The organism is Mesorhizobium sp. NPDC059054, assembly GCF_042739215.1.
Lineage (GTDB): Bacteria > Pseudomonadota > Alphaproteobacteria > Rhizobiales > Rhizobiaceae > Mesorhizobium.
In genome coordinates, this window is the sequence record NZ_JBHYHV010000005.1 from 62280 (window position 1) to 80570 (window position 18291).

The 18291-nt window shown below is 64.2% G+C and carries 18 protein-coding genes and 1 riboswitch; of the genes, 4 read left to right on the forward strand and 14 right to left on the reverse strand.

The window, feature by feature from the left end; translation table 11 throughout:
• Positions 1–24 precede the first annotated feature (24 nt).
• Positions 25–945 (forward strand): SDR family oxidoreductase, encoded by a 921-nt coding sequence (locus ACFWXH_RS21275; RefSeq protein ID WP_379123356.1) that lies wholly within the window; start codon positions 25–27, stop codon positions 943–945.
• On the opposite strand, the gene glcF is transcribed toward ACFWXH_RS21275, so the two are convergent.
• The 6 genes from glcF to ACFWXH_RS21305 all read right to left on the reverse strand — a co-directional run bounded on the left by glcF (position 946) and on the right by ACFWXH_RS21305 (position 7817).
• Positions 946–2265 carry a glycolate oxidase subunit GlcF gene (gene glcF, locus ACFWXH_RS21280; RefSeq protein ID WP_379123357.1) on the reverse strand — a complete coding sequence of 440 codons (1320 nt, stop codon included), beginning with the start codon at positions 2263–2265 and terminating at the stop codon, positions 946–948.
• Positions 2266–2267: 2 nt separating this feature from the next.
• On the reverse strand, positions 2268–3470 hold the full coding sequence (locus tag ACFWXH_RS21285) for an FAD-binding protein (RefSeq protein WP_379123358.1): 1203 nt from the start codon (positions 3468–3470) through the stop codon (positions 2268–2270).
• A 253-nt stretch (positions 3471–3723) separates the two neighbouring features.
• Positions 3724–4191 carry an endonuclease domain-containing protein gene (locus ACFWXH_RS21290; RefSeq protein WP_379123813.1) on the reverse strand — a complete coding sequence of 156 codons (468 nt, stop codon included), beginning with the start codon at positions 4189–4191 and terminating at the stop codon, positions 3724–3726.
• 53 nt (positions 4192–4244) lie between these two features.
• Positions 4245–4829: an ASCH domain-containing protein gene (locus ACFWXH_RS21295; RefSeq protein WP_379123359.1), complete on the reverse strand. Its 585-nt coding sequence runs from the start codon at positions 4827–4829 to the stop codon at positions 4245–4247.
• Positions 4830–4831: 2 nt separating this feature from the next.
• Positions 4832–6328 (reverse strand): FAD-linked oxidase C-terminal domain-containing protein, encoded by a 1497-nt coding sequence (locus ACFWXH_RS21300; RefSeq protein WP_379123360.1) that lies wholly within the window; start codon positions 6326–6328, stop codon positions 4832–4834.
• Positions 6329–6494: 166 nt separating this feature from the next.
• Positions 6495–7817, reverse strand: a complete 1323-nt coding sequence (locus ACFWXH_RS21305) for a DUF3422 family protein (protein WP_379123361.1) — start codon at positions 7815–7817, stop codon at positions 6495–6497.
• A gap of 203 nt (positions 7818–8020) precedes the next feature.
• On the opposite strand from ACFWXH_RS21305, the gene ACFWXH_RS21310 reads away from it, so the two are divergent.
• The 3 genes from ACFWXH_RS21310 (at position 8021) to ACFWXH_RS21320 (ending at position 10782) form a co-directional block, all read left to right on the forward strand.
• Positions 8021–8857 carry an FCD domain-containing protein gene (locus tag ACFWXH_RS21310; protein ID WP_379123362.1) on the forward strand — a complete coding sequence of 279 codons (837 nt, stop codon included), beginning with the start codon at positions 8021–8023 and terminating at the stop codon, positions 8855–8857.
• Positions 8854–9990 carry an L-lactate dehydrogenase gene (locus ACFWXH_RS21315; protein WP_379123363.1) on the forward strand — a complete coding sequence of 379 codons (1137 nt, stop codon included), beginning with the start codon at positions 8854–8856 and terminating at the stop codon, positions 9988–9990. The genes ACFWXH_RS21310 and ACFWXH_RS21315 overlap by 4 nt, the downstream gene beginning before the upstream one ends.
• Before the next feature lie 90 nt (positions 9991–10080).
• On the forward strand, positions 10081–10782 hold the full coding sequence (locus tag ACFWXH_RS21320) for a metallophosphoesterase family protein (protein WP_379123815.1): 702 nt from the start codon (positions 10081–10083) through the stop codon (positions 10780–10782).
• 47 nt (positions 10783–10829) lie between these two features.
• Here the strand turns inward: ACFWXH_RS21320 and ACFWXH_RS21325 are convergent, their stop codons facing one another.
• From ACFWXH_RS21325 to ACFWXH_RS21360, 8 genes are all read right to left on the reverse strand, one after another.
• Complete coding sequence (locus ACFWXH_RS21325; RefSeq protein ID WP_379123364.1) at positions 10830–11309, reverse strand: hypothetical protein; 480 nt, start codon at positions 11307–11309, stop codon at positions 10830–10832.
• Between the two features lie 178 nt (positions 11310–11487).
• Positions 11488–12333, reverse strand: coding sequence for a hydroxymethylpyrimidine/phosphomethylpyrimidine kinase (locus tag ACFWXH_RS21330; protein WP_379123365.1), 846 nt, complete (start codon positions 12331–12333; stop codon positions 11488–11490).
• On the reverse strand, positions 12303–12908 hold the full coding sequence (locus ACFWXH_RS21335; protein ID WP_379123366.1) for a thiamine phosphate synthase: 606 nt from the start codon (positions 12906–12908) through the stop codon (positions 12303–12305). Before ACFWXH_RS21335 ends, ACFWXH_RS21330 begins: the two co-directional genes overlap by 31 nt.
• The gene (locus tag ACFWXH_RS21340) at positions 12905–13678 is read right to left on the reverse strand and encodes a thiazole synthase (RefSeq protein ID WP_379123367.1); all 774 of its coding nucleotides are present in this window, start codon (positions 13676–13678) and stop codon (positions 12905–12907) included. The genes ACFWXH_RS21335 and ACFWXH_RS21340 overlap by 4 nt, the downstream gene beginning before the upstream one ends.
• A gap of 203 nt (positions 13679–13881) precedes the next feature.
• A complete protein-coding gene (gene thiS, locus ACFWXH_RS21345) occupies positions 13882–14079 on the reverse strand; it encodes a sulfur carrier protein ThiS (RefSeq protein ID WP_379123368.1) in 198 nt (65 codons plus the stop codon).
• Positions 14063–15046: a glycine oxidase ThiO gene (thiO, locus tag ACFWXH_RS21350; RefSeq protein ID WP_379123369.1), complete on the reverse strand. Its 984-nt coding sequence runs from the start codon at positions 15044–15046 to the stop codon at positions 14063–14065. Before thiO ends, thiS begins: the two co-directional genes overlap by 17 nt.
• A complete protein-coding gene (gene thiC, locus ACFWXH_RS21355) occupies positions 15043–16881 on the reverse strand; it encodes a phosphomethylpyrimidine synthase ThiC (protein ID WP_379123370.1) in 1839 nt (612 codons plus the stop codon). Before thiC ends, thiO begins: the two co-directional genes overlap by 4 nt.
• 111 nt (positions 16882–16992) lie before the next feature.
• Positions 16993–17103, reverse strand: a riboswitch (TPP riboswitch).
• An 80-nt stretch (positions 17104–17183) separates the two neighbouring features.
• Entirely contained in the window at positions 17184–18272 is a 1089-nt protein-coding gene (locus ACFWXH_RS21360) for an ABC transporter ATP-binding protein (RefSeq protein WP_379123371.1), read from the reverse strand.
• Positions 18273–18291: the final 19 nt, after the last annotated feature.

Sequence of the window (18291 nt, forward strand, 5' to 3'; positions counted from 1 at the left end):
AAAGCAGAAGCCCAGGAGGTTTCAATGGCACTTGCAGGGTCGCTTGCCGGAAAGACGGCGCTTGTCGCGGGCGCAACACGCGGCGCGGGCCGCGGAATAGCGGTTGAATTGGGGGCAGTCGGCGCCACGGTCTACGTCACCGGGCGCACCACACGGCAGCAGCAATCCGAATACCGGCGTCCAGAGACGATCGAACAGACTGCGGAACTGGTCACGTCCGCCGGCGGCAAAGGCATCGCCGTTCAGGTCGACCACCTCGTTTCGGACGAGGTCGCGGCACTGGTGCAGCGCATTCGCGCGGAGCAGGGCCGCCTCGACATCCTGGTCAACGATATCTGGGGCGGCGAGACCTATGTCGAATGGAACAAGCCTGTCTGGGAACACGATCTCGCCAAGGGCCTGCGCATGCTGCACCTGGCCATCGATACGCATCTGATCACCGCACACCACGCACTGCCCTTGCTGATCGAAAAGCCCGGCGGGCTGCTGGTGGAAGTGACGGACGGGACGGCCGAATACAATGCCAGCCATTATCGCCTCTCCCCTTTCTACGATCTTGCCAAGGTGGCGGTGAACCGCATGGGCTGGACGCATGCCAAGGACCTTGCCCCGCATAACGCCACCGCGATCTCGCTGACACCCGGATGGCTGCGTTCCGAAATCATGTTGGAGACCTATGGCGTCAGGGAAGAGAACTGGCGCGACGCAACAGCGAACGTGCCGCATTTCGTCATTTCGGAAACGCCGCATTTCGTCGGGCGAGCCGTCGCAGCGCTCGCGGCCGATCCGGACCGCGCACGCTGGAACGGCCAGTCCTTGTCCAGCGGACAACTGGCGAAGGTGTATGGCTTCACCGACCTCGACGGGTCGCAACCCGATGCCTGGCGTTACATCGCCGAGGTCGAGGAGCCCGGCAAGCCGGCCGATGCCACCGGCTACCGCTAGTCAAGCGGCTTTGCCGACGCGCAGCTCGGCGGGCGGCTCGCCGCCATAGGCCCAGTCGAGCAGCTTCACCGTATGCACCACCGGCAGCTTCGCGGCAGACCCGATCTGCGTGATGCAGCCGATATTGCCGGTGGCGACCACTTCGGCGCCGGTGGCGGTGATGTTCTTGACCTTGCGCTCGAGCAGGCGGGCCGAGATCTCCGGCTGCAGGATGTTGTAGGTGCCGGCGGAGCCGCAGCAGAGATGGCCTTCGCGTGGCTCCTTCACCACGAAACCGGCACGGGCAAGCAGATCCTTCGGCTGCCGCGTGATCTTTTGGCCATGCTGCATCGAGCAGGCGGAGTGATAGGCAACGACCGTGCCCGGCTTGCGTGCGGGCTCCGGCAGGTCGAGCGTGGTCAGATATTCCGTCACATCCCTGGCCAGCGCCGACACTTTCGCCGCCTTTTCGGCGTAGGCCGGATCCAGCCGCAGCATGAAGCCGTAGTCCTTGATCGTCGTGCCGCAGCCCGATGCCGTGATGACGATGGCGTCCAGCCCTTCGCCCTCGATCTCCCGCATCCAGGCATCAACATTGCGGCGCGCGGAGGCGAGTGCTGCTTCCTCGCGGCCCATGTGATGGACCAACGCGCCGCAGCAACCCTCGCCCTCGGGCATCACCACGTCGATGCCGAGCCTGTTGAGCAGAGAGACAGTCGCTTCGTTGATGCCAGGCTCCAGCACCTGCTGTGCGCAGCCGGTGAGCAATGCAACCCGCCCTCGTCTCTGCCCGTTCGCAGCGCTGCGCACGCCGGGGCTGGCCAGCGGCGAAGGCACCGGCACGCTGGCGGGCGCCAGCTTCAGCATGGCTGCCAGCGGCTTCAGCGCGTTGCTGTTCTCGAACAGACCCGTGAACGGCCGGCCGAGCCTTGCCAGTTTCAGCGCGGCGCGAAACCGCGCCGGATGCGGCAGCACGAAGGCGAGCACGGAGCGGATCAGCCGGTCGGCCAGCGGACGCTTGTATGTCTTGTCGATATGAGCGCGCGCATGGTCGACCAGATGCATGTAGTTGACGCCCGAGGGGCAGGTCGTCATGCAGGCCAGGCAGGACAGGCAGCGATCGACATGGGTGACGATCTCCTTGTCGGCCGGACGGCCGTTCTCCAGCATGTCCTTGATCAGGTAGATGCGCCCTCGAGGGCTGTCGAGTTCGTTGCCCAGCGTCACATAGGTCGGACAGGTGGCGGTGCAGAAGCCGCAATGCACGCATTTGCGCAGGATCTTCTCCGATTCCGCGACATGCGGATCGGCAAGCTGGTCGGCGGTGAACGAAGTCTGCATTGCTAAGCCATCCGGCCGGGATTGAGGATCTGTTTTGGATCGAATTCGGCCTTGAGCCGATCGGCAAGAGCCGCCAACGCAGGCGGCTGTGGCTCGAACACCGGCATGGCTGCACGGACACCGGGCGCGGCGCGGACGAGCGTCGCATGGCCGCCGCCGAAATGTTTCACCGCGCCCCGCACCAGCCGGTCTTCGGGTTCGCCCATTTCCATGCTGAGCCAGATCAGGCCGCCCTGCCAGTCGTAGAACACCTCCACCGCAGACTGCATGCGCAGCGCCATCACCATGGCATGGCTATCGGCCGGCGCCATCGACACGCGCCAGAGCGGCTTGTCGGAACCTGCGAACGGTACGCAATCGCGGATATCGCGCCAGATCGCGCCGGACGCCTCGCCCTCGATCTCCAGCAATTGACCGGCGTTTCGCAGCAGATCCTTCAGCGCGCCAATGCGATAGGTCACCGAAGGACCAAACCCCTCGACGCGCAGCAAGGTTGCTGCCTCGCTGCCCAGCGCGCCCTCGGCAACCCTTGCTGCGATGCGTTCAGGCAGATGCGCCGCGCTCGACACTTCGGCACTCGAGCCGAGCGCCATCGACATGGCGGCGGCCGCCTTGTCGTCGAGAAGGCCACGCACGGCCAGCGTCACCTCGGTCTCCGCCGCCGGCAGAACCTTGAAGGTGACATCGGTGAACACCGCAAGCGTGCCCCAGGACCCCGCCATCGCTTTGGAAAGATCGTAGCCGGTGACGTTCTTGACGACACGGCCGCCGGATTTGAAAGCCTCGCCGCGGCCCGACACGGCATGGATGCCGAGGATGTGGTCGCGCGCCGCGCCTGCCTTCAGCCGCCGGGGACCGGACAGGTTGGCGGCAAGCACGCTGCCGATCGTACCCCTGCCGGGCTCTTCGCCAAGCAGCCGGCCATAATCCATTGGCTCGAAAGCAAGTTGCTGGCCATTTTCGGCAAGCAGCTTTTCGATCTCCGCCAGCGGTGTTCCGGCATGTGCCGACAGCACCAGTTCCGCCGGCTCGTAGAGTGTGATGCCGGTGAGTTTTGAGAGATCGAGCGTGTGTTCGGTCTGCAGAGGGCGGCCGATGGCGCGCTTGGAGCCGTGGCCAACGACCTCCAGCGGCGCCTCTTCGGCAACCGCCCATTGCACGGCGGAAAGCACTTCGGCGGGCGACGTTGGAGTGAAGGTGGTCATGCGCCGGTGGTTCCAGGATTTCTTGCGGCCACGCCGCAGAGCAATGCGTTTGGCGAGAAGCCCCCCTCTCCGTCTCGGGCTACGCCCGATCCACCTCTCCCCCGCTTTGCGGGGGCGAGGAACCCAAGCTGGAAAAGCGCCGCCGCCGCAACCGCGGTTCCTCGCCCCTGCCGAAGGCGGGGGAGAGGTGGCGCCGCGAAGCGGCGACGGAGAGGGGGACGGTTCTCATATGCCGAGAGAGTGAAATTCATGATCATTCCTCCCCTCTTCCAGCATGCTCCGCACGCGCGAAAACGAACTTGAGATCAGCACTGGCGATATCACCGGCAAGCCGGCCATCGAGAACCGCAAGAATGGTTTCACAGACTGCACCAATATTCTTCAGCGCATCGCCACTCCAGAATCGGAGGACGGAATAGCCGTTAACCTGCATGAATTCGTCACGACGCTTGTCGGAGTCGCTGTCGACGTGTTGGCTGCCATCGAGTTCAATGACCAGCTTCGCCTGTCGACAGACGAAATCCGCATAGTAAGGCCCGAGGGGCACTTGCCTGCTGAACTTGTAACCGCCGAGCTTCTTTGCTTTCAATTCGCTCCAGAGGGTAGCTTCGGCCACATTACCGCCGTGCCGCAACTCGCGAGCCCTGGCGATGTGGTTCGGAGAACGGCGAGGGGAAGTGTGCGAAGTCCCCCTCTCCGTCTCGGGCTGCGCCCGAGCCACCTCTCCCCCGCTCTGCGGGGGCGAGGAACCCAAGTCCTGATGGCTCGAACCGATCACAGGCGATGCTCCCGCAATTTCTCCAGCACCGCCTCGCCGCGTGGCGAGAGCCGGTAGCCGGTTTCGAGGCTCTCGGTCAGGCCTAGTTCCTTCAGCTTGCGCACGTCCTGCTTGAATTTCAGCTTCTCAACCCCGGCGGCCCGGGCCAGCTCGGCAGCCGATGTGCCCGGATGGGCGCCGATAGCGCTCAGGATCGACGGGAAATAACCTGGTTTCGCCCGGTCCCAGCGTTCGAAGCGGGCTGCCAGTCCGTGCCAATCCGCCTCGGAGAGCTTCCCTTCGCTTCGCAGGCCGATGCGCTGGTCCGGCTCGATGCCATCAAGGGCGATCCTGTAGAGCGTTCGATCGCCATCCGAACGCAAGTCGGCCAGCAGTGCAGAGCGATCGGCAAAGCCGGCAGCCTTCGCATCGGCTTCGCTCAAATCCCGTTCCTCGACTGGCTCGACCGCAGCGATGCGCACCACGCCGGCCGCCGTGCGCAGACCGGTGCCGGCTTTCACCGTTGGGCGCTGCCAGCGCCGGAAGGCAAGCGTGACATCGCCACGCGCAACAGCTTCGAGGATGGCCTGCCTGAACAGCATCCTCAAAACCTCGGAATGTCGGGAAACGCGACCTGGCCGCGATGCACATGCATGCGGCCGAGTTCGGCGCAGCGGCGCAGTTGCGGAAACACCTTGCCGGGATTGAGCAGATGGTTAGGGTCGAAAGCGCATTTCACCCGCATCTGCTGGTCGAGATCGGCCTCGTTGAACATCTCCGGCATCAGATCGCGCTTTTCGACGCCGACGCCATGCTCGCCGGTCAGGACGCCGCCGACCTCGACGCAAAGCCGCAGGATGTCGGCGCCGAACTTCTCGGCCTTGTCCAGTTCGCCCGGCACATTGGCATCATAGAGGATGAGCGGATGCAGATTGCCGTCGCCGGCGTGGAAGACATTGGCGACACGCAGGCCATAGGTATCGGAAAGGGAGCGCATGCCGGCCAGCACGCGCGGCAGTTCCTTGCGCGGAATGGTGCCGTCCATGCAGTAATAGTCCGGCGAGATGCGCCCGACCGCCGGGAAGGCCGCCTTGCGGCCGGCCCAGAAACGCAAGCGCTCTTCTTCCGATTGCGAGATGCGGCAGGTGGTCGAGCCGTTGTTGATGGCGATCGTCTCGACGGCACCGATCAGGTGATCGACCTCGACCACCGGTCCGTCGAGCTCGACGATCAGCAGTGCCTCGCATTCCAAAGGATAGCCCGCCTGCACAAAATCCTCGGCGGCGTGGATCGCCGGTCGGTCCATCATTTCCATGCCGCCGGGAATGATGCCGGCGCCGATGATGTCGGCCACGCATTGGCCGCCCTGCTCGCTGGTCGGGAAGCCGATCAGCAGGGCGCGCGCCGTCTCCGGCTTCTTCAGGATGCGCACCGTCACTTCGGTGACGACGCCGAGAAGGCCCTCCGAACCGGTCATCAGGCCGAGCAGATCATAACCTTCGGCGTCGAGATGCTTGCCACCGAGCCGCACCACCTCGCCATTCATCAGCACCATCTCGATGCCCAGAACGTTGTTGGCGGTGAGGCCGTATTTCAGGCAGTGCACGCCGCCGGAGTTCTCCGCGACATTGCCGCCGATCGAGCAGGCGATCTGCGAGGACGGGTCCGGCGCGTAGTAGAAGCCCTCCTGCTCCACCGCATAGGTGATGCCGAGATTGGTGACGCCGGGCTGCGCGGTGACGGTGCGGTTGGGGTAGTCGATACCGAGGATGCGATTGAAGCGGCTCATGACCAGCAGGACCGCGTCTTCCAGTGGCAAGGCACCGCCGGACAGCGAAGTGCCGGCGCCGCGCGGCACGACGCGGATGTTGCGTTCGTTGCAATATTTCAGCACCCGCGACACCTGCGCCACCGTCTCAGGCAACACCACGACGAGGGGGAGTTGGCGATAGGCGGTCAGCCCGTCGCTTTCGAAGCCGCGCATCTCATTGACGGTTTCGACGACGCCTTCGCCCGGCACGATCGACCTGAGATCGGCGACGATGGTGGCACGCCGTCCAAGCGTCGCCTCATCCGGCTTCGGCATGGCAAGACCGGACATGATGCCTCCCTGCGCTTGACTGTAAAAAATGCACTGACTGGTAAAAGCTTTTTACCAATTCGACACGGTGCATGCAAATGATGCTTTCGGCCAAAGCAGGCGCCGTCATGCGCGCACCTTTCCGCGCGTCAATCTGACGCTGGCAGACAGGATCGAAGATACTGCGCTATTCGCCTGCGTGGCTCGCGGGTTCGCCATGCAGGCGCTGCACGCGGCGCACGCCCCACCAGACGAGCAGGACAGCGATCGGCACGGACGCGGCCGTGACCACCTCCGGTGCAAAGGCATGGCCGAAGAAGGACGCACCCTTGGCGAGATAGCCGATCAGCCCGACGACGTAATAAGACACAGCCGCCACCGACAGGCCTTCCACCGTCTGCTGCAGACGCAGTTGCAGGCGGGCACGGTTGTTCATCGAGGCGAGAAGGTCGCGGTTCTGCTTCTCGACTTCGACATCCACCCAGGTGCGCAACAGCGTGGTGGCGCGTGTCAGCTTGCGCGACAGGTTTGCCTGCCGCTCCTCGACCGAGCGGCATGTGCGCATGGCCGGCGCGACGCGGCGCTGCAGGAAGCCGCCCCAGGTGTCATAGCCCGGCACCACCTCTTCATCGAGCGCTTGCAGACGCTCGCTGACGATACCGTCATAGGCGCGGCTGGCGCCGAAACGATAGAGGCTGGAAGCAGCGTCCGCCTCCAGTTCGGCGGCGAGTTCGGTGAGATCGGCCAGCAAGGTCTGGCTGTCGCGGGTTTCCGTCCCCTTCATCTCGCGCGTGATGACGGCGAGCTTGTCTTCGATGCGACGCACCCGCGCCGACAGCGACTGCGCCAGCGGCAGGCCGAGCATCGCAAGCGTGCGATAGGTCTCGATATCGAGCAGGCGCTGCGACAGGGCGCCGGTGCTGGCCGGCGTCAGCGCGCGGTTGAGCACCAGGATGCGTGTCAGCCCGTCACCATCCTGGCGGAAGTCGGCGATGATCGCCGCGGCGCCGCGCTCCACCAGCGAAAAGCACAGGCTGGTGGGGTCGAAGCTGTCGACCAGCTTCTCGTTGGCCGCGGTCCAGTTGCGGATCTCCAGTCGGATGCCGGAAATCACCGTGCCGGGCGGCGAGAAGCCATTGCCGAACGGCGTGTCCTCATGCGCGCGCCCGCTCTCGTCGAGCGGCCCTTCCCACAGATAGGTCGAGAATTCGGTATGGCGCTCCCAGCGCAGCGAGCCCTTGCCCCATTTCATGGCGTGGAGGCGCGCCTGGCTGCCGGGGGCGGCGATGCCCAGCCGGCGCGAAAGCTCGGACAGCACGGCGTGGTCGACGCTGGCGCCGCCTTCGGTCATGAAGGAGAGCTGGATCAGGACCCGCGGCGTTTCGACCAGCGGGTGCGGGCGAGCGTGCACCTCGCCCAGCGCGCTCGGGCGGCCTTCATGCGCAGGAAAACCCAGGACGCTGCCGATGGCACGCGGCCGGAATTCGAGATTGGACTGGTCGTCCGACACGGCAGTTCCCCCAAGGTTCTGAACCCTGTCTTTTTCAAAGCTCTAGGAGCAATCCCTGGCCGTGACAATGAAAAGTGCCGCCTCGACGGCAAGCGCCGCCCTTGCCAGGCGAATGCGCCAATGCGGTAAATTGGATAGATTAATTGACCAGTTGGCAAGATTGCCGCTATTCTAGGCGGCATAGCATTTTCTCGGACACTTCCTTGGGCGACATCTTTTCCCGCATCGATCATTCGCGCACCGCCGACGAGGTGGTGGCGCAGATCGAGGCCTTGATCCTGGAAGGCGTGCTGCGTCCGGGCGACCGGCTGCCGGGCGAACGCGACCTCGCCCGCCAGTTCGAAGTGTCCCGACCGATCCTACGCGACGCGCTGAAGGCGCTGGAAACGCGCTGTCTGCTGCAGACCCGGCACGGCGGCGGCACCCATGTCGCCGACGTCATCGGCCAAGTGTTCTCCAAGCCGGTGATGGAGCTGATCTCCACTCACCGTAAAGCTGCCGCCGACTATCTGGAATACCGCCGCGAGATCGAAGGCATCGCCGCCGAATATGCAGCCCGGCGCGCGACGCCGGACGATCTCGCCTTGCTCGACCGCATCATGGCGCGCATGGACGAGGCGCACCGCACCGGCGATTTCCAGAACGAAGCCGACATCGACGTCGAATTCCACAATGCCGTCGGCGAATGCGCGCACAACATCATCCTGCTGCACACGTTGCGGTCCTGCTACCGCCTGCTCTCGGAAGGTGTGTTCCAGAACCGGTTGCTGGTGTTCACCTTGCCCGGCGCGCGCGACGAGCTGCTGGCCCAGCACCGCGCCATCCATGCCTCTGTCAAATCAGGCAACCCGGCTGCGGCGCGCAAGGCGGCGATGGACCACATCACCTATGTCGAACGCTCCATGGTGGAAGCCGAACGCACCGGCGACTGGCAACGCGTGTCGCGGCTTCGATTGAAACAACGTGGCGGGGATCAGGAACCCGGCCGCAAACGCAATGAAACAGGCGCGGCGGCGCGCGAAAGCGGGAAGGCGAAATGAGCATGCTTCTTACCATCGACGATCTCAAGCAGCAGGCTCGCCAGCGCGTGCCCAAGATGTTCTTCGACTATGCCGATTCCGGCGCCTGGACGGAGAGCACCTACCGCGCCAACGAAGAAGACTTCGGCAAGATCAAGCTGCGCCAGCGCGTGCTGGTCGACATGGACAACCGCTCGCTGGCCTCGACCATGATCGGCGAGGCCGTCTCCATGCCCGTGGCGCTGGCGCCGACCGGTTCGACCGGCATGCAGCACGCCGACGGCGAGATGCTGGCGGCGCAGGCGGCGGAGGAATTCGGCGTGCCGTTCACGCTCTCGACCATGAGCATCTGCTCGATCGAGGACGTCGCCTCGGTGACAAGGAAGCCGTTCTGGTTCCAGCTCTACGTGATGCGCGACAAGGATTTCGTGCTCAACCTCATCGATCGCGCCAAGGCGGCCAAATGTTCGGCGCTGGTGCTGACGCTCGACCTGCAGATCCTGGCGCAGCGTCACAAGGATGTGCGCAACGGCCTGTCGGCTCCGCCGAAGCTGACCCTGCCGAACCTGATCGATATGGCGATCCGTCCCGGCTGGTGCTTCGGCATGCTCGGCACCAAGCGCCGCACCTTCCGCAATATCGTCGGCCATGCCAAGGGCGTGGGCGACCTCGCTTCGCTGTCGTCCTGGACGAACGAGCAGTTCGACCCGCGCCTGTCCTGGGACGATGTGGAATGGATCCGGCAGCGCTGGGGCGGCAAGCTGATCCTGAAGGGCATCCTCGACAAGGAAGACGCGGTGCTGGCGGCAAAGACAGGCGCCGACGCCATCATCATCTCCAACCATGGCGGCCGCCAGCTCGACGGTGCCCCCTCCTCCATCGCAGTGCTGGAAGAGATCGTCGACACCGTCGGCGACCAGATCGAAGTCCACATGGATGGCGGCATCCGCTCGGGTCAGGATGTGCTTAAAGCGCTGTGCCTCGGCGCCAAGGGCACCTATATCGGACGTCCGTTCCTCTACGGGCTGGGTGCGGCCGGCAAGAAAGGTGTGACGCTGGCGCTGGAGATCATCCGCAAGGAGCTCGACCTGACATTGGCGCTGTGCGGCAAACGCGACATCAAGGATGTCGGCAAGGACATGCTTTACCGCTAAGAGGTCCAGATCGAAATTCGAATCGACTTGAAAGCGGCTTCTGCCTTGACCGACGGCATCCATTTCCTTGACGCCCGCGCGCCGGACGGCATGCGCCTTTACGCCATCGGCGACGTGCACGGCCGCCTCGACCTGCTGTCCGGCATGCACAGGACCATCGCAGCCGAGATCGAACGCGACCGGCCGGCCGACTGGCGCATCATCCATCTCGGCGACTACGTCGATCGCGGCCCGGATTCGAGGGGCGTCATCGATTTCCTGATCGCCGCGCAGCAGCGCGATCCGCGCATCATCGCGCTGGCCGGCAACCACGATATCGGCTTCCGGGATTTCCTGGCCATGCCGGCCGCCGACGGGCTGTTCTCGCGTTATGGCGGCCGCGAGACGGCGCTATCCTACGGCGTGGCGATCGACTTCGCCGATCCGGCCTCACTCGAACAAGGCTGGAAGGATCTGGTCAGCGCCGTTTCGCCCGAGCAGAAACAGTTCCTGCACGATCTACCCTATTCGATCTCATTCGGCGATTTCTTCTTCTGCCACGCAGGCGTACGCCCCGGCATCGCACTTGACCGCCAGGCGCATGAAGACCTGATCTGGGTCCGTGCCGTCTTCCTCGACCATCCGGGACTGTATGAAAAGGTGATCGTGCACGGTCATACGCCGCAGGCGGAGGCCGAACTGATGCCCAACCGCGTCAACGTCGACACCGCCGCTTACCAGAGCGGCAGGCTGACGGCACTGGTGGTCGATGGTGGGGACAAGCGGATCCTGACGGAGAGCGGGAAAGCATAGGACATCAAGCGTTTATTCAGTCACGCTACGCCTGAATTTTCGCGACATCACACGATGACGGTTCCATCGGGTTCATCGCGATCGAAACGCATCGAGTTGTCACGAGCCACTTCTTCTCGAATGGTGGCCGTGATCGCGTCCCATCGATCGATAGCGCCGATCTCAACTTTGGATCGTCGGGCGACGAGCAGAAGAACCGCCTGTATCATTTGCGTGAAACGGCCAAGTTTGTCGGATGCATCCCTGATGCCTTCGTACCGCAGGCGCACATAGTACTCCACCCAATCATAGCGCCCGGGCTTGGCACTGCGATGGTAGATCAGCACATCCGGATCGATCGAACTCATCATGAGGCCGGTCTGAGTCGCCATTCGCTGGGCATCCACGCTGTCGACATAGACAAGGATATCGAGGCCTTTATGCGCCGGCTTTCTCGCATCCTCGTTGAAGCCGGCTTCGGCAATCAACTCGCTGAGCCGAAGTATCAAATGATGAGACACCCGCAATGCCGAGCGCGTGTCGTTCATTGTCAAAAGGAAACCCAATTTCATCGGTTGCGCTCAACCATCCCAGGAGCTTTCGAACGGCCTGTTTCATTTCGCACAAGCGACTGTCAAAAAATTGCGTGTCATCCGGACTAACACTCAGCCTCAGCAACATCGTTTGCCTGACTTCGAGCCGGACCATCCCTGCGTCCACTGCATTCTACAAATCCGGGATGGAGTTGCCAGCAATTCGCAGACCATCGATGCGAGGAGAGTTTGGGCCAGACCGGCGCTCTTCCCGACCCAGCTTTTCGAAAACATGGTCCTTGGCCTTGCTGATCGCCGTTTGCAGATCATCACCCAGACCCAGCCCAGCCGCGATGGCGCTGGCAAGCATGCAGCCGGTGCCACGCATGCTGACATCGAGGCGCAGCGCTTCGAAACGTGACGGCTTCGCGCCGGCACGCAAGAGAAGGTCGACCGAGCGATCGCCGTCTGCATGACCGCCCTTGACCAGCAAAGCCGACATGCCGCTTTCGAACAGCGGTCCTGCCTGGCTGATGATGCCGTCCTCGTCTGTCGCCACCGTCTCATCGCCCAGCAGCGCAAGTTCCGGCAGATTGGGCGTGACCAATGTGCAGAGCGGCATCAGGCGGCGTTTCAATATCTCGACGGCGTCCGTGGCGAGCAGCGCGCGACCCGACGTCGAGGCAAGGACGGGATCGAGCACCACCGGCAGCGGCAGGCGGCTGGCCAGTACAGAGGCAACCGCGGTTATGGCATCCGCGCTGCCCAGCATGCCGATCTTGACCGCGGCGATTGCGTTGGCGGCAAACGCCGCCCGCATCTGTGCGGCGATGAGATCCGGCGGCATCTGTTCGACCCGCTCAACCGCGTCATGGGTTTGCACGGTTACCGCGGTTACCGCGAGGCAAGCACGCAGGCCGAAGGCGGCAACCGTCTCGACGTCGCGCGCAACGCCGGCGCCACCGCTGGAATCCGAACCGGCGACGACCAGGACATGCCGGTCCGGCGTCACCGCCATAACGCCGTGGCCGCCAGCCATTCCCGGGTGCGCGCTTCCGGATCGGCATTGCGGGTGATGTCGGTGACGACGGCGGCGCTGTCGGCACCTTGCGCGAACACACCTGGGATACGCTCGACGGTCAATCCACCGATGGCGACAAGCGGCAGCTCACCCGCCCGGCGTTTCCATTCGGCGATGCGATCGAGCCCCTGCGGCGCCCATTTCATGGCCTTCAGGACAGTCGGATAGACCGGGCCCAGCGCGACATAGTCGGGCTCCGCCGCAAGCGCCGTTTCCAGTTCGAGATGATCATGCGTGCTTAGCCCCAGCCTCAGCCCGGCGCGGCGGATCGCCCCGACATCGGCCTCGGCCAGATCCTCCTGGCCGAGATGGACGAAGTCGCAGCCCTCGTCGATGGCGAGCTGCCAATGGTCGTTGACGATGAGCTGGCAGTGATGGCGTTCGCAGGTCACCCTGGCGGCACGGATCTCGGCGCGCAAAACCTCATCCGGCGTATCCTTGACGCGCAGCTGCACCAGCTTCACGCCAAGCGGCACCAGCCGCTCGATCCAGGCGGCGGAATCGACGATAAGGTAGAAGGGATCGAGTTTCATGAGAAGGCTGCCATGCCGATGACAGGGGTGGAAGGAACGGCCATGTCGCGCGGTTCAAGCGGACCAGCGAGGAAGGCCTCCCGCCCGGCCTCGATCGCCTTGGCGAAAGCGCCGGCCATAGCGACCGGATCGCCAGCCTTGGCGACGGCGGTGTTGAGCAACACGGCGTCGTAGCCGAGCTCCATGACGGCGGCCGCATGCGACGGGCGGCCGATGCCGGCATCGACGATCAGCGGCACATCGGGGAAATGGCCGCGCAGCGACCGCAGCGCATCGACATTCTGCGGCCCGCGTGCCGAGCCGATCGGCGCGCACCAGGGCATCAGCAATTTGCAGCCGGCTTCCAGCAGCCGTTCGGCGACGACCAGATCGTCGGTGGTATAAGGGAACACCTCGAAGCCCTCCCCACTCAGGATGCCCGCCGCCTCGACCAGGCCGAAAACGTCCGGCTGCAAGGTGTCGTGGTTGCCGATGACTTCCAGCTTGATCCAGTTGGTGGCGAAGACCTCGCGCGCCATCTGCGCGGTGGTGACGGCCTCCTTCACCGAATGGCAGCCGGCCGTGTTGGGCAGCACGCGCACGCCGAGCGACTGGATGAGAGACCAGAACTGCCCGCCCGTCTTGCCACCGGCGCTCTCGCGCCGCAGCGAAACCGTCACGATCTCGTTCCGCGCCGCCTCGACCGCATCGGCCATGATCGCCGGTGACGGGTAAAGCGCGGTGCCAAGCAGCAGGCGTGATGAGAATTCTTGTCCGTAGAGTTCGAGCATGATCAGGCTCCGGCAGAAGAACGGAGAGCTGGTCCTGAGACCAAGGTGCGTGAAGCACCCCCACCCCTAACCCCTCCCCTCAAGGGGGAGGGGGAACTCGGGTGCTGGGCACATCGATGGATCGAAGCAAGCTGCGAGAAGGCAAGCGTGTTCCCCTCCCCCTTGAGGGGAGGGGTTAGGGGTGGGGGTAACCTCGTCATGGCTCACCCTCCCTTCATGGGCGACAGGATTTCGATGCGGTCGCCGTCGGCGATGCGGCAGGTGTCGCGTTCCCTGGCCGGCACCACTTCGCCGTTGAGCGCGGTCGCCAGCCAGCCACCCTCATAGTCGAGTTCGGCGAGCAGTGCCGCCAGCGTGCCGGCACCGACCTCGCGGCTTTCGCCGTTAATGATGAGCCGCATGGGCGAGCTCCCTTTGCGAATGGAAGATCATGTCGGCCGCCTGCCTCGCCATTGCCGGCGCCAGCAGGAAGCCGTGGCGGTACAGACCGTTGATACTGATTTGGTTTCCCTTGCGGCTGACGCGTGGCAGGTTGTTGGTGAAAGCCGGGCGCACGCCGACGCCTGCCTCGACGATCTCGGCCTCGCCGAAAGCCGGGTGCAGCGCATAGGCGGCCCCGAGCAGTTCCATCATCGAACGCGCGGTGACCGGCTCGCTGGCGTCACTTTCGATCATGGTCGCGCCGACCATGAACAGGTGATCGGCGCGCGGCACGACATAGACGGGAAAGCGCGGATGCAGCAGCCGGACGGGGCGCGCCAGCGAGACGTCCGGCGCATGCAGCAGCAACATCTCGCCACGCACGCCCCGCAAATCCGGGACGCTCGCTGCGATGCCGGTGCAGTCGGCCTCGATGTCGACCGTTTCCGGCACACGCACCGCGCCGTAACCGAATTCGAAGCGCACGCCCATGCCGACCAGCCTGTCCTTGAGGGTAGTCAAGGCGCGGCGCGGATCGAGATGCGCTTCCTCGGCGAAGAACAGCCCGCGTCGGAAGCGGCCGGCAAGATCCGGCTCGAGCGCGGCGACCGCCTCTTCGCCAATCGTCGCGAACCCGGCCGTGCGCCGTGCGAAACGGTCGAGCTCGCCCGTATCCCGCGCCGGCGCCACCACCAGTGTGCCGGCGCGCACGACATGGCCGGGCAGCACTTCCTCCCACCAGTCGAGCGCGAGGCGGCCCAATGTGACGACCGCCTGTTCCGCACTCTCGCGCTCGCACCAGGGCGCCAGCATGCCACCGGCAGCCCATGAGGCGCTGCCGGCGAGGCGATGCCGCTTTTCGATGACGGTGACGTCGGCGCCGCGCGACGCCAGCTCGAAAGCCAGCGTCAACCCGGCGACGCCGGCACCTTTGACCAGCGCTTTCATGACCGGTCCGTCCCCGCCTCCGTTGTTTCGACGGAAGCGGCGGTGTCGAGAGGCAAATAGAGATCGCCACCGACGCGGAACTTTTCCGCCATCGCCGCCATGCCCTCTTTCTGCGCGTCCGCGCGGATGTCGTGCGAGATGCGCATGGAGCAGAATTTCGGTCCGCACATGGAGCAGAAATGCGCCACCTTGTGCGCCTCCTTGGGCAAGGTCTCGTCGTGGAAGGCGCGCGCGGTTTCGGGGTCGAGCGAGAGGTTGAACTGGTCCTCCCAGCGGAACTCGAAGCGCGCACGGGACAGAGCGTCGTCCCTGACCTTGGCGGCAGGATGGCCCTTGGCGAGATCGGCGGCGTGGGCCGCGATCTTATAGGTGATAACGCCGACCTTCACGTCGTTGCGGTCGGGCAGGCCGAGATGCTCCTTCGGCGTGACGTAGCAGAGCATCGCCGTGCCGAACCACCCGATCATGGCGGCGCCGATGCCGCTGGTGATGTGGTCGTAGCCCGGCGCGATGTCCGTGGTGAGCGGCCCGAGCGTGTAGAACGGCGCCTCGCCGCAGACGGCGAGCTGCTTGTCCATGTTCTCCTTGATCTTGTGCATCGGCACATGGCCGGGGCCTTCGATCATCACCTGGCAATCCTTGGCCCAGGCGATCTGCGTGAGCTCGCCCAGCGTCTCCAATTCGGCGAACTGCGCGGCATCGTTGGCGTCGGCGATCGAGCCGGGGCGCAGGCCGTCGCCCAGCGAGAACGACACGTCATAGGCGCGGCAGATGTCGCAGATGTCCTCGAAATGCTCGTAGAGGAAGCTTTCCTTGTGATGATAGAGGCACCACTTGGCCATGATCGAGCCGCCGCGGCTGACGATACCGGTGACACGGTCGACGGTGAGCGGGATATAGGGCAGCCGCACGCCGGCATGGATGGTGAAATAGTCGACGCCCTGCTCCGCCTGCTCGATTAGCGTGTCGCGGAACACCTCCCAGGTGAGATCCTCGGCAACGCCGCCGACCTTTTCCAGCGCCTGGTAGAGCGGAACGGTGCCGATCGGCACCGGTGAGTTGCGCAGGATCCAGTCGCGAATGTTGTGGATGTTGCGGCCGGTGGAAAGGTCCATCACCGTGTCGGCGCCCCAGCGGGTCGCCCAGACCATCTTTTCCACCTCTTCCGCCATGGACGAGGTGACGGCCGAGTTGCCGATGTTGGCGTTGATCTTGACCAGGAAATTGCGGCCGATGATCATCGGCTCGGCTTCCGGATGGTTGATGTTGGCCGGGATGATGGCGCGGCCGCGCGCGACCTCGTCGCGCACGAATTCCGGCGTGACATAGTCGGGGACTGCCGCGCCGAAGCTTTCGCCGTCGCGCTGCAGTTTGGTGTGCACCGCCTGGCGGCCAAGATTCTCACGGATGGCGATGAATTCCATTTCGGGCGTGATGATGCCGGCGCGTGCATAGGCGAGCTGGGTGACGGCGCGCCCGTCCTTTGCCCTGAACGGCTGGTTGCGCACCGGGAATTCCGGTGTCAGCCGCTCGCCGGAGACGAAGCCATTGTCCTCCGGCTTGACCAGCCGGCCTTCGTAACGCTCGACATCGCCGCGCGCGACGACCCACTCTTCGCGCAGGCGCGGCAGGCCACGCTCGATATCGGTCTGCACGTTGGTGTCGGTGTAGGGCCCGGACGAATCGTAGACCGTGACCGGCGGCTCGCCGGCGGTCGGATGCACGGAAATCTCGCGCATCGGCACGCGCAGGCCGGGGTGGATGACGCCCGGCTTATGGACCTTGCGCGATGCCGGCAATTCGCCAACGGTGACGGTGGGGGTATGGATATTCATGAGCGAGCCTCCTTCGCGAGAAGACCCAGTCCGCGCATGAGGAGGGAGCGACGCTTCGCTGAATGGAATACGGGCTCTTTGCCCGAAAACCGAAGCCGAAGAAATGCCGGCCCGCGAAGCGTTCCACCGTCCCTACGCCAGTATGAACTGGATCAGGTTCAACGGGTCACTGCGCGTTCAGCAGTATCTCAGCCCCTTGTCGGGACCCCCCTGGTGAGCTTCAAGGGTGAACGACAAGCGCCCTTTTTGTCAACAGGGTTGCGAGCAGAAGGTGAAAGTACGCCTTCGCGGGTTGGCTCCACCTATGGCAAACGCAGGTTGTTTCCCTGGGCATCGAACACATGCGGGGCTGTGGAAAAGGACAATGGAAGCGTATCGCCGGAACGAACCGATGAGCGCTCCTGTGCCGGTACGATCAGCGCGGTTCCGTCCTGGGTCACGGCGTAGATGAGCGTGGACCCGCCGAGATTTTCGGTGATTTCCACCTTGGCGCTGAACACCGGATTCGCGGCGTCGATCCTGATGGCTTCCGGACGTAGGCCGATTGTGACCGGACTGCCTGCTTGCGGCAGCCGCGCAAAGGGTCCGGGAATGGACTGCGGTCGGGAAAAGGCTGGACACGCGACCTGAAGGCCATGTGCCGAGGCGCTTTCCACCTTGCCGGACAGCAAGGTCATACGTGGGCTGCCGATGAAGCCGGCGACGAAAAGGTTGGCTGGGTTGTCGTAGAGATCGATGGGGGTTCCGATCTGCTCCACCAACCCGCCACGAAGGACGACGATCCTGTCCGCAAGTGTCATCGCCTCGACCTGATCATGCGTAACGTAGATCATTGTTGCGCCGATCTCGCGATGGATCTTGGCGATCTCGACACGCATCTGGGTGCGAAGCTCGGCATCCAGATTGGAGAGAGGCTCGTCGAACAGAAAGATCTTGGGTTTGCGCACGATGGCGCGGCCAATGGCGACACGCTGCCGCTGGCCACCGGAGAGTTGCTTTGGTTTGCGTTCGAGCAGTGCTTCGATCTGCAGGATGCGAGCGGCCTCCGCAACACGCGCCTTGATCTCAGCCTTCGGCACCTTGTTGACCTGCATGCCGAAGGCGATGTTGTCGAAGACCGACATATGCGGGAACAGAGCATAGGACTGGAAGACCATCGCGACGTGGCGATCGGCCGGATCGGCATGGGTTAGATCCTCCCCATCGATCGAGATCGAGCCCTCGCTCGTTTCTTCGAGGCCCGCGATCATGCGAAGCAAGGTCGACTTGCCACAACCCGAAGGGCCGACAAAGACGACGAATTCTCCCTTCATGGCCTCGATCGAGACTCCTTTGACCACCTGAACGGAGCCGAATTGCTTGGTAACGTGATCGATCCTGAGAAAAGTCATGGGACAGAACTGTTGCTCC